Below are 12,484 nucleotides of genomic sequence, written 5' to 3' on the forward strand. Positions count from 1 at the left end.
TTTATAGCTTACTTAATTTTAGGCAATACTAGAGGTAGAATATTGTGATATACTATCCATTTACATAGAAGAATTGAATACTTTAAATTGAGAGGGGTACTTAAATGAGTCAAGAAAAGCAAGTCTTCTCGATAGATTTAGCTGGTCGCCAGCTAACAGTTGAAACTGGTCAGCTTGCAAAACAAGCGAACGGAGCAGTATTAGTAAGATATGGCGATACAGCGGTTCTATCTACAGCAACTGCATCAAAAGAAGCAAAAAATGTAGATTTCTTCCCACTTACAGTAAACTATGAAGAGCGTTTATATGCAGTCGGAAAAATTCCTGGCGGTTTCATTAAACGTGAAGGTCGTCCAAGTGAAAAAGCAATTTTGGCAAGTCGTTTAATCGACCGTCCAATCCGTCCACTTTTCGCAGATGGTTTCCGTAACGAAGTACAAGTTGTCAGCATCGTAATGAGTGTTGATCAAGATTGTTCTTCTGAAATGGCAGCTATGCTTGGTTCTTCATTAGCGTTATCGATTTCAGATATTCCATTTGAAGGTCCAATCGCGGGTGCAACAGTTGGTCGTATTAACGGCGAATTCGTTATCAACCCAACAGTAGAACAGCAAGAACAAAGTGATATTCACCTTGTTGTAGCTGGTACGAAAGATGCAATTAACATGGTTGAAGCAGGAGCAGATCAAGTGCCTGAGGAAACAATGTTAGAAGCAATTATGTTTGGTCATGACGAAATTAAACGTCTAATTGCATTCCAAGAAGAGATTGTACAAGCTGTAGGTAAAGAGAAATCAGAAGTGAAACTTTATGAAGTTGACGCTGATCTTAACCAAGCTGTACGTGAAATGGCTGAAGAAGATATGCATTCAGCAATTCAAGTACATGAGAAGCATGCACGTGAAGATGCAATTAACGAAGTGAAAAAGCGTGTTATTGAGCATTACGAAGCGCAGGAAGCTGATGCTGATACATTAGGACAAGTAAATGAGATTTTATATAAAATTGTAAAAGAAGAAGTACGTCGTCTTATTACAGTTGAAAAAATCCGCCCAGATGGCCGTAAAGGTGACGAAATCCGTCCATTAGCATCAGAGGTTGGCATTTTATCTCGTACACACGGTTCTGGTTTGTTCACTCGTGGACAAACACAAGCATTAAGTATTTGTACATTAGGTGCATTAGGCGATGTGCAAATTTTAGATGGTCTTGGTGTAGAAGAATCAAAACGCTTTATGCACCATTACAATTTCCCATCATTTAGTGTTGGTGAAACTAGACCAATGCGTGGACCAGGTCGTCGTGAAATCGGTCACGGTGCACTAGGAGAACGCGCACTTGAGCCTGTAATTCCATCTGAAAAAGATTTCCCATACACAGTACGTCTTGTATCTGAAGTTTTAGAATCAAATGGTTCTACTTCACAAGCAAGTATTTGTGGTAGTACTTTAGCAATGATGGATGCTGGTGTTCCACTTAAAGCTCCAGTTGCAGGTATTGCAATGGGTCTAGTTAAAACTGGTGAGCATTACACAATTTTATCTGATATTCAAGGTATGGAGGATCATTTAGGTGATATGGACTTTAAAGTAGCAGGTACAGCACAAGGTGTAACTGCACTACAAATGGACATTAAAATCGATGGTCTATCTCGTGAGATTTTAGAAGAGGCATTACAACAAGCGAAAGTTGGTCGTGTGCACATTCTAAATCATATGTTATCTGTTATTCCAGAGCCACGCACTGAATTATCAGCGTACGCTCCAAAGATTATTACAATGACAATTAATCCAGATAAAATCCGTGACGTTATCGGACCGAGCGGTAAACAAATCAATAAAATTATTGAAGAAACTGGCGTTAAAATTGACATCGAGCAAGATGGCACAGTATTCATTTCTTCAATAAACCAAGAAATGAACGACAAAGCTAAGAAAATTATCGAAGATATCGTTCGCGAAGTACAAGTAGGTGAAATCTACGAAGGAAAAGTGAAACGTGTTGAGAAATTCGGTGCTTTCGTTGAATTATTCAGCGGTAAAGATGGATTAGTTCACATTTCTGAACTTGCACTTGAGCGTGTAGGTAAAGTAGAAGACGTTGTAAAAATCGGTGACGTAATTACGGTTAAAGTTATCGAGATTGACAAGCAAGGTCGTGTTAATCTATCTAGAAAAGTATTGCTAAAAGAAGAGCAAGAAAAAGAAGCTGCTAAAGAAGAAAACAAACAAGAGCAGCAATAAGCGAAAGCCAGTTTAACTGGCTTTTTTTGTTATGTAAAAATATGATTTATATATATTTTTATGTCAGTATAGGTATAGTTTTCATTATAACGCTCAAATTAACAAAGATAAGAAGAAAAATGTTTTTTTATATAGTTAATTTGGGAGGGTTTATATGAAAGTTCGTATATTGGCATACATATGTATATTTTCTTTATATGTCAGTTTAGGCTCTTATTCTGTTTTTGCACAGGATAACTTATATGAAGAAATTCAAAAGCATGCAAAACAATATGAGATTGCACCTCAAAATGCGATGATTGATAAGATATGGAAAGCAACACCAGGATATAATGGAAGACAAGTTGATATGGAAGCATCCTATAACAATATGAAGAAGCTAAAGGAATTTGATCAAAAACACCTTGAATTTAAGGAAGTATCACCGAGTGTCCACTTAGAAGATTTATCACCTGCTCCAATTTATAGGGGGCATCCGAATAAAAAGATGGTGGGATTAACAATAAATGTGGCATGGGGAAACGAGTATTTGCCTCATATATTAGAAATATTGAAAAAGCATGATGTGAAGGCGACTTTCTTTTTAGAAGGACGTTGGGTGAAAGAAAATTTACGATTTGCAAAAATGATTGTCGATGCAAATCAAGAAGTCGGAAATCATTCTTATACGCACCCTAATATGAAAACGCTATCGTCTGATGAAATACGAGAGCAGTTACAAAAAACAAATCGAATGATTGAAGCTGCTACGAATCAAAAGGTGAGATGGTTTGCCCCGCCGAGTGGAAGTTTTCGGGATGAAGTCGTGAAAATCGCTGATGATTTCCAAATGGGAACGATTATGTGGACTGTCGATACAATCGATTGGAAGCGACCTGAGCCAGATGTACTATTGCAGAGAGTAATGAGAAAAATACACCCAGGTGCTATCGTATTAATGCATCCTACTTCGTCAACGGCAGAAGCATTAGATACAATGATTAAAAAATTGAAGGAACAAGGATATAAAGTAGGGAATATAACAGAATTACTGGATGAAAAACGTGTGGATTAAATACATTTGCATGACATTCATCCTTAAACTTGTTATCATTAAATAATAGCACTTATTTAGAGAAACTGGCAGTAGGAGGAAAGTTTTTGATTAAAAAATATACTTGTAAAAATGGTGTAAGAATAGTTATGGAGAATATACCAACTGTAAGATCGGTTGCGATTGGTATTTGGATCCATGCGGGATCAAGAAATGAAAATGAAAAAAATAACGGGATTTCTCACTTTTTAGAGCATATGTTCTTTAAAGGGACAGAAACACGTAGTGCACGCGAAATTGCAGAATCATTTGATAGTATTGGTGGGCAAGTGAATGCTTTTACTTCAAAAGAGTACACTTGTTACTATGCAAAAGTGCTAGATGAACATGCTAAATATGCTTTAGATGTATTAGCTGACATGTTCTTTAATTCAACATTTGATGAAGAAGAATTGAAAAAAGAGAAGAATGTCGTATGTGAAGAAATTAAAATGTACGAAGATGCTCCAGACGATATTGTGCATGATATGTTAACGAAAGCAACATATGAAACGCATCCGCTTGGATATCCTATTTTAGGAACAGAAGAAACACTTGATACGTTTACAGGTGATACGCTACGCCAATATATTAAGGATCATTATACACCTGAAAATGTAGTTGTTTCAGTTGCAGGAAATATTGATGAAGCCTTCTTACAAACGGTAGAGCAATATTTCGGTAGTTATGAAGGAACAACAAACCGTGAACAAGTACATAGTCCAATTTTCCATTTTAACAAAGTAGCACGTAAAAAGGAAACAGAACAAGCTCATTTATGTTTAGGATATAAAGGCTTACAAATGGGACACGAAGATATTTATAACTTAATTGTATTAAATAACGTTTTAGGCGGTAGTATGAGTAGCCGTTTATTCCAAGAAGTACGTGAGCAACGTGGGTTAGCTTACTCAGTATTTTCTTACCATTCTTCTTATGAAGATACAGGTATGTTAACACTGTATGGTGGAACAGGTAGCCAACAATTAGATACATTGTATGAAACAATGCAAGAAACATTAGAGACATTGAAAAATACAGGTATTACAGAAAAAGAGCTTATGAATAGTAAAGAGCAATTAAAAGGAAACTTAATGTTAAGTTTAGAAAGTACAAATAGCCGTATGAGCCGTAACGGTAAAAATGAATTGCTTCTTCGTAAACATCGTTCACTTGATGAGATTATTGAAAGTGTAAACACTGTAACAAAAGAAAATGTGGACGGATTAATTCGCAATATGTTTACTGACGAGTTCTCTGCGGCACTTATTAGTCCAGACGGAAAACTTCCAAAAGGAATAAAACTATAATCAATTTTTACGATGTATAAAAAATAACCTTCTCTCTTTTTAAATGAGAGAAGGTTATTTTTTTTATACATATAGAATAGGTACTAATTATAGACAATGCAAATGAAAAATTCATTAGGGGAGTGGAGTGTGTATGCGATTAAGTGAATTAAGTGGTAAAGAGGTTGTAGATATAGAAAAAGCGGAAAAAATGGGAGTCTTAGGTTATATGGATTTAGAGATTAATGAGAAAGACGGGCAAATACAAACACTTATAATACCTGTAGGGAAGTGGGGAGGTTTTAAAAAGGAACCACAAGAAGTAAGGGTGGCATGGAGTCAAATAAAGAAAGTCGGACACGATATGCTTCTTTGTGATAGTATAGATCGTTCAAATTCAGAGTGAAGGATGGCCATTTTGGTCATCTTTTTTTGTATCTACATAGAAACCTGATAAATCATATGTGCATTTGGATTTTCAATCACCATAAACTCGTACATTACATATGATGTGGAGGAAAAAGAAAAAGTAGGCACTTTTCTTATAAATGACAGAAAAAGAAGGTGAATTAGGGAATGTTGACTGAGATGCATATTGCTGTCATAGGAGGAGATGCAAGGCAGCTAGAAGTAATTCGTAAGCTAGTTGAATTGGATGCGAAACTTTCTTTGATAGGTTTTGATCAGTTAGATCATGGTTTCACAGGGGCAGCAAAAGAAAGTATACAAAATTTAGATTTCACTTCTGTAGACGCAATTATTTTGCCGGTTGCCGGTACAAATGCCAAAGGAGAAGTAGATACTATTTTTTCAAATGAAAAAGTTTCAATAACGAAAGAACAAATTGAAAATACACCAGAACACTTTACTATATATTCAGGTATTGGTACACCTTACTTGGAAAATCTCGTATCTACTACGAACCGAAAACTTGTTAAATTATTTGATCGTGATGATGTAGCAATATACAATTCTATTCCAACGGTAGAAGGTACATTAATGATGGTAATTCAACATACCGACTATACAATTCATGGGTCCAATGTAATGGTTCTAGGATTTGGTAGAACAGGAATGAGTGTTGCGAGAGCATTTCAATCATTAGGAGCCCATGTCAAAGTTGGAGCAAGACGATCTGAACATATTGCACGTATTACAGAAATGATGTTTTCTCCTTTTCATATGCAAGACATAGAGAAAGAAGTAGGAAATATCGATATTGTAATTAATACGATTCCGCACCTCGTTGTAACAGCGAATGTTATTGCAAAAATGCCAGCTCATACGTTAGTGATTGATTTAGCTTCTAAACCAGGCGGTACCGACTTTAGATATGCAGAAAAAAGAGGAGTCAAAGCATTGTTAGCACCTGGATTACCAGGTATTGTTGCCCCAAAAACGGCTGGGCAAATCTTAGCAAATGTTCTTTCTCAATTATTAGCAGCAGATGCAATCGCAAAGGAGGAGGAAAAGAAATGAGTTTGAAGGGGAAACGAATTGGTTTCGGATTTACAGGTTCACATTGTACGTATGAGGAAGTTATGCCGCACTTAGAAAAATTAATTGCTGAAGGAGCAGAAGTACGTCCTGTTGTTTCATACACTGTTCAATCAACAAATACTAGATTTGGAGAAGGAGCAGAGTGGATTAAGAAGATTGAAGAAATAACAGGTTTTAAAGCAATTAATTCAATTGTTGGAGCAGAGCCACTTGGACCTAAAATTCCATTAGACTGCATGGTAATCGCTCCTTTAACAGGAAATTCTATGAGTAAATTTGCAAATGCAATGACAGATTCTCCAGTACTAATGGCAGCAAAAGCGACGCTAAGAAATGGCAAGCCTGTCGTATTGGCGGTTTCGACGAATGATGCTTTAGGGTTAAATGGGGTAAATCTCATGCGCCTAATGGCAACAAAAAACATCTACTTCGTCCCATTCGGGCAAGATGCACCAGAGAAAAAACCGAACTCAATGGTAGCTCGCATGGAGTTGCTTGAAGATACAGTGTTAGAAGCGCTGCAAGGGAAGCAATTGCAACCGGTTGTCGTAGAAAAATTCAGATATATGAATTAAAAAACGAAAAAAAACGGACAATTTTTGATGAAACCATCATTCTTACTGTAGAATATGATAAAATTAACGTTATTAAGATTAGAAGGGGTATTGTATACTCCTTCTGATTCTAAGTTATAGAAGGATTGGTATCTAGAAAGGGGCATAGTGATGGAAAAGCAAAAAACTTTTCATGTCGCTGTAGTTGGAGCAACCGGCGCAGTTGGTGAACAAATGTTAAATACTTTAGAGAAACGAGAATTTCCAATCGGGAAATTAACGTTACTTTCATCTAAACGATCTGCAGGTAAGAAACTTGTATTTAAAGGCGAAGAATTTACAGTTCAAGAGGCAACTCCTGAAAGCTTTGAAGGAGTAGATATTGCACTATTTAGTGCTGGTGGATCTGTATCGAAACAATTAGCGCCAGAAGCAGCAAAACGCGGTGCGATTGTTGTTGATAATACAAGTGCATTCCGTATGACAGAAAACGTGCCACTTGTTGTACCTGAAGTAAATGAAAACGACTTAAAAGAACATAATGGTATTATTGCAAATCCAAACTGTTCTACAATTCAAATGGTAGTAGCTCTTGAGCCAGTTCGTCAGCAATATGGTTTAAAACGAGTAATCGTTTCCACATATCAAGCTGTATCAGGTGCTGGTGCGGCAGCTATTGAAGAACTGCATGAACAATCACAAGCAATCTTAAATGGCGAAGAAGTTAAGGCAAATGTTCTTCCTGTATCAGGTGATAAGAAGCATTTCCCAATTGCTTTTAATGCGATTCCACAGATTGATAAATTCCAAGATAATGGATTTACTTTTGAAGAAATGAAAATGATTAACGAAACGAAAAAAATTATGCATATGCCTGAATTAGAAGTAGCGGCAACATGTGTACGTTTACCAGTTGTATCAGGACACTCTGAGTCTGTTTACATCGAAGTAGAAAAAGAAGGCGTAACAGTAGCAGAATTAAAGAGCTTACTTGCAAATGCGGAAGGTATTGTTCTACAAGATAATCCAGAAGAGCAGTTATATCCAATGCCAGCTACTGCAGTAGGTAAAAACGAAGTATTCGTTGGAAGAATCCGTAAAGATTTAAATAACGATAAAGGATTCCATCTTTGGGTCGTATCTGATAACTTATTAAAAGGCGCTGCATGGAATTCTGTTCAAATTGCAGAGCGCTTAGTAAAATTACAATTAGTGTAAACGGCTAAGAGAAGGTGCAAAATATGAAAATAATTGTTCAAAAATTTGGTGGCACATCAGTACGTGATGACAATGGACGTAAGCATGCGCTTCATCATATAAAAAAATCATTAGCTGCTGGTTATAAAGTAGTTACTGTCGTATCTGCTATGGGCCGTAAAGGTGAACCATATGCAACGGATACGTTATTAAGTCTTGTAAATCAAGAGGAATCTACTATTTCTAAGCGTGAGCAAGATTTATTATTATCGTGTGGAGAGTTAATCTCTGCAATTGTTTTCTCTAATATGTTGAATGAGAATGGTATAAAAGCAGCAGCATTAAATGGTGCACAAGCTGGTTTTGTAACGAATGATGACTTTACGAATGCAAAGATTATTGAAATGAATTGCGATCGTATACATGAAGAGTTAGAAAATGTAGATGTAATCGTCGTTACAGGATTCCAGGGACAAACGAAAAAAGGTGATACGACAACACTTGGACGCGGAGGTAGTGATACTTCAGCTTCAGCATTAGGTGTTGCACTTCATGCTGAATACATCGATATATTCACTGATGTAGAAGGTGTTATGACTGCGGATCCTCGTATTGTAAAAGATGCACGTCATCTTCAAACTGTAACGTATAACGAAATTTGTAACATGGCTTATCAAGGTGCGAAAGTCGTTCATCCACGTGCAGTTGAAATTGCGATGCATGCAAAAGTGCCACTTCGTGTACGTTCTACGTATTCTGATAGTGAAGGTACGCTTATTTCAGCATATGACGGTGCTACAAGAGGTCGTGATGTAGAAGAACGTCCTGTTACAGGCATTGCCCACGTATCAAACGTAACGCAAATTAAAGTGCTTGCAAAAGAAACGGCATATGATTTGCAACAACATGTGTTTAAAGAGATGGCGAACGAAGGAATAAGTGTTGATTTAATTAATATTTCACCTACTGGCGTAGCATATACGGTGAGTGATAATGTATCAAGTCATGCAGTTAAATTATTACAGAACCTTGGATATGAGCCAATTGTGACAGAACATTGTGCGAAAGTATCTATTGTTGGGGCTGGAATGGCAGGATACCCAGGGGTTACTGCGAAAATCGTTACAGCTTTAGCGGAAAAAGGTATTCAAATCCTGCAATCGGCAGATAGTCATACAACAATTTGGGTTCTTGTAAAAGAAACTGATTTAGTGGAGGCTGTAAATGCATTACATAGTGCGTTTGAGCTTTCAAAAGAAAAGCAACTGGAACAATAAGGAGTGAGACCATGATAGATTTTGGGACAATTGCAACCGCGATGGTAACACCGTTTGATATAAACGGGAATATCGATTTTGCAAAGACAACGAAATTGGTAAATTATTTAATTGATAACGGTACAACAGCAATCGTGGTAGGAGGAACGACAGGAGAATCTCCTACATTAACTTCAGAAGAGAAAGTAGCGTTATATCGCCATGTCGTATCTGTTGTCGATAAAAGAGTGCCCGTAATCGCTGGAACAGGTAGCAATAATACGCATGCTTCTATTGACTTAACTAAAAAGGCAACAGAAGTTGGTGTGGATGCAGTAATGCTAGTAGCACCGTATTATAACAAACCGAGTCAAGAAGGAATGTATCAGCATTTTAAAGCAATTGCTGAAAGCACGCCGCTTCCGGTTATGCTATATAACGTTCCAGGACGATCTATTGTACAAATCTCCGTTGATACAGTTGTTCGTTTATCAGAAATAGAAAACATTGTTGCTATTAAAGATGCCGGCGGCGATGTGTTAACAATGACAGAAATCATTGAAAAAACAGCGGACGACTTTGCGGTATACAGCGGTGATGACGGTTTAACGTTACCAGCTATGGCAGTTGGAGCGAAAGGTATCGTTTCGGTAGCCTCTCATGTTATCGGAAACGAAATGCAAGAAATGATTACAGCATTTCAAGCAGGAGAATTTAAGAAGGCACAAAAATTACATCAATTACTTGTAAGAGTAACTGATTCATTATTTATGGCGCCAAGTCCAACTCCAGTAAAAACAGCGTTACAAATGGTTGGATTAGATGTAGGTTCTGTACGTTTACCACTTCTTCCATTAACAGAAGAAGAAAGAGTAACGTTACAATCTGTAATGCAATCTATCCCTCGTTAATAAAAAATGACCTAGTGTAGAACTAGGTCATTTTTTATTATATGCAAATCTTTTCCTCTTTTTCTTACTTATATGTGTTCTTATAAGAATATCAATCGCTTCTTCATTATGTGTATAAGAAAATAATCGTACCCCTTTAACTGAGTCAAAAAATGATAGATATTATGGCATAAACGTAATAAACTACGGTGTCTGTTTTTAGAGAAATCCCCTCAAATGTGACGTAATTGATAAAAAAACTCCATTTTGTAAGTGTTTTTGTTGGATTCTAGAAAAATAAATCTTGAAACTTCCTATTATGAAATGAATTTAGCGTATGTATGGCTAGTTCTTAAAAATAATATGGAGTATAAAATCGGAGTAAATATAAAGGAAATACGTTCGATACTTTTGTTGTCATTCCGTTCTTTTACTCTTTCTTTCGCACGATTTAACTTGTGTTCTATTTCTTGTATCAGGTATAATATGGCTAAGTAGCTTAGTACGGGTATGCTTAGCAAAATTGGGAAAAATTATAATTTAATTAAATTTTCATATCATATCGAATAAGATATTTGATTTATATAATGAAAGAGAGGTGAAACCTGGTTTAAAAAATAAACAAGGACATGATATCGCATAACGGTAAGGACATTCGTCTTGGACGGTGAAAATATGGTGGTTGTAGAGTTTCCCCTGGTGTCTCTGCAATTTTAGTGAAATCAGTGTTTGCAAGATTTTTAAACCAGGCAACAACATGAAGAGAAAAGAGAATGAGTCTGTTAAAGTATTTGCTCTTGGTGGAGTAGGTGAAATCGGGAAAAACATGTACTGTGTTGAAATTGATTCTGAAATCTTTATCGTAGATGCAGGGTTAATGTTCCCGGGAGATGAAATGTTTGGAATTGATATCGTTATTCCTGATATTACATATTTAGTGGAAAATCAAGAGCGAGTAAAAGGTTTATTTATTACTCACGGTCATGAAGATCATATTGGTGGTATTGTTTACGTACTTCGTAAATTATCTATTCCAGTCTATGCAACGAAATTAACAGTAGGACTTATACAAGAAAAACTTGGTGAAGCGGGCATGTTAGGCCGTGTAGACCTAAAAACAATCGATTCAAATTCAACAGTAGAATTTAACACTACAACGGTGTCATTCTTCGGAACGACACATAGTATTCCGGATTCTGTTGGCGTTTGTTTCCATACATCAAAAGGTGCAGTCGTATATACGGGAGACTTTAAATTCGATCAAACTCCAATTGGAAATAGTGGAGCAGACCTTGGGAAAATGGCGCAAATCGGAAATGAAGGCGTACTTTGCTTATTATCTGATAGTACAAACGCAGAGCGCCCAGGCTATACAGGTTCAGAAAAAGAAGTTGGTGTAGAAATCTCTAAAGTGTTCTACGGTGCAGAAGGTCGCATTATCGTTGCTTCATTTGCATCGAATGTACATCGTATTCAACAAGTATTTGATGCAGCTGCTGAAACAGGGCGAAAAGTAGCGGTAGTAGGACGTAGTATGGTGAAAGTAGTAGACATTGCAAGACGTCTTGGTTATTTAAATGTTCCAGAAGGTATGGTTATTTCATTACAAGAAGTAGACAACTTCCCAGAGAAAAAGGTAGCTATTTTAACGACAGGTAGTCAAGGTGAACCGATGGCTGCTCTATCTAGAATGGCAAAACAAGCACATAAACAAATTTCAATTCGTAAAGGTGATACTGTTATCATTGCTGCTTCGCCAATTCCGGGTAATGAAATATCTGTATCAAAAATTATTGATTTGTTATTTAGAGCTGGAGCTGAAGTTGTTTATTACGGCGAACGAAAAGTTCACGTGTCAGGTCACGGTAGCCAAGAAGAATTAAAATTAATGTTAAATTTAATGAAACCAAAGTACTTTGTACCCGTACATGGTGAGTTCCGTATGCAAAAAGCACATGCATATTTAGCTGAAGATGTAGGTATTATAAGAGAAAATATCTTTATCGTAGAAAAAGGCGATGTAATTGCTTTTGGTGACGATGAAGCAAACTTAGTCGGTAAAGTACAAGCTGGTAATGTTTTAATTGATGGATTAGGTGTAGGTGACGTTGGTAATATCGTTCTTCGAGATAGAAAGATGTTATCTCAAGATGGAATACTAGTAGTTGTTGTAACGCTTGGTAAAGATGAAAAGAAAATTATCTCTGGCCCAGAAATCATTTCACGTGGTTTCGTATATGTTCGTGAATCAGAAGCGTTAATTGAACGATCTACAGAGATTGTACGTATGATTGTTGAGCAGTCAATTAAAGAATATTCAATTGAATGGTCAATGTTAAAACAAAATATTCGTGAATTATTAGGACAGTTCTTGTACGAAGAGACAAAGAGAAAACCTATGATTTTACCGATTATTATGGAAGTATAAAAAGATCACCCTTATGGGTGATCTTTTTTCTTTTTAACCCTATCGAATGAAATTT

General features: G+C 36.5%; 10 protein-coding genes. All 10 read left to right on the forward strand.

Going from position 1 to position 12,484, the window contains the following annotated elements; all coding sequences use genetic code 11:
* The first annotated feature begins 104 nt into the window (after nucleotides 1-104).
* The 10 genes from pnp to MKY38_RS03330 all read left to right on the forward strand — a co-directional run bounded on the left by pnp (nucleotide 105) and on the right by MKY38_RS03330 (nucleotide 12,429).
* Nucleotides 105-2,243 (forward strand): polyribonucleotide nucleotidyltransferase, encoded by a 2,139-nt coding sequence (pnp, locus tag MKY38_RS03285; protein ID WP_000076737.1) that lies wholly within the window; start codon nucleotides 105-107, stop codon nucleotides 2,241-2,243.
* A 154-nt stretch (nucleotides 2,244-2,397) separates the two neighbouring features.
* The gene (locus MKY38_RS03290; protein WP_114555482.1) at nucleotides 2,398-3,297 is read left to right on the forward strand and encodes a polysaccharide deacetylase family protein; all 900 of its coding nucleotides are present in this window, start codon (nucleotides 2,398-2,400) and stop codon (nucleotides 3,295-3,297) included.
* Nucleotides 3,298-3,383: 86 nt separating this feature from the next.
* Complete coding sequence (locus MKY38_RS03295; RefSeq protein WP_065222975.1) at nucleotides 3,384-4,625, forward strand: M16 family metallopeptidase; 1,242 nt, start codon at nucleotides 3,384-3,386, stop codon at nucleotides 4,623-4,625.
* Nucleotides 4,626-4,758: 133 nt separating this feature from the next.
* On the forward strand, nucleotides 4,759-5,010 hold the full coding sequence (locus tag MKY38_RS03300; RefSeq protein ID WP_001239759.1) for a YlmC/YmxH family sporulation protein: 252 nt from the start codon (nucleotides 4,759-4,761) through the stop codon (nucleotides 5,008-5,010).
* A gap of 170 nt (nucleotides 5,011-5,180) precedes the next feature.
* A complete protein-coding gene (dpaA, locus tag MKY38_RS03305) occupies nucleotides 5,181-6,083 on the forward strand; it encodes a dipicolinic acid synthetase subunit A (protein WP_000954735.1) in 903 nt (300 codons plus the stop codon).
* Complete coding sequence (gene dpaB / locus MKY38_RS03310) at nucleotides 6,080-6,679, forward strand: dipicolinate synthase subunit B (protein WP_000053596.1); 600 nt, start codon at nucleotides 6,080-6,082, stop codon at nucleotides 6,677-6,679. Before dpaA ends, dpaB begins: the two co-directional genes overlap by 4 nt.
* A gap of 150 nt (nucleotides 6,680-6,829) precedes the next feature.
* Nucleotides 6,830-7,876 (forward strand): aspartate-semialdehyde dehydrogenase, encoded by a 1,047-nt coding sequence (gene asd, locus MKY38_RS03315; RefSeq protein ID WP_000414846.1) that lies wholly within the window; start codon nucleotides 6,830-6,832, stop codon nucleotides 7,874-7,876.
* Between the two features lie 23 nt (nucleotides 7,877-7,899).
* Nucleotides 7,900-9,132 carry an aspartate kinase gene (dapG, locus tag MKY38_RS03320; protein WP_000692451.1) on the forward strand — a complete coding sequence of 411 codons (1,233 nt, stop codon included), beginning with the start codon at nucleotides 7,900-7,902 and terminating at the stop codon, nucleotides 9,130-9,132.
* 11 nt (nucleotides 9,133-9,143) lie between these two features.
* On the forward strand, nucleotides 9,144-10,022 hold the full coding sequence (dapA, locus tag MKY38_RS03325) for a 4-hydroxy-tetrahydrodipicolinate synthase (protein WP_000564763.1): 879 nt from the start codon (nucleotides 9,144-9,146) through the stop codon (nucleotides 10,020-10,022).
* A gap of 736 nt (nucleotides 10,023-10,758) precedes the next feature.
* The gene (locus MKY38_RS03330; protein ID WP_065222976.1) at nucleotides 10,759-12,429 is read left to right on the forward strand and encodes a ribonuclease J; all 1,671 of its coding nucleotides are present in this window, start codon (nucleotides 10,759-10,761) and stop codon (nucleotides 12,427-12,429) included.
* Nucleotides 12,430-12,484 lie beyond the last annotated feature (55 nt).

The sequence above is a fragment of the Bacillus sp. FSL R5-0585 genome, from assembly GCF_038004545.1.
Classification (GTDB): Bacteria; Bacillota; Bacilli; order Bacillales; family Bacillaceae_G; genus Bacillus_A; species Bacillus_A cereus.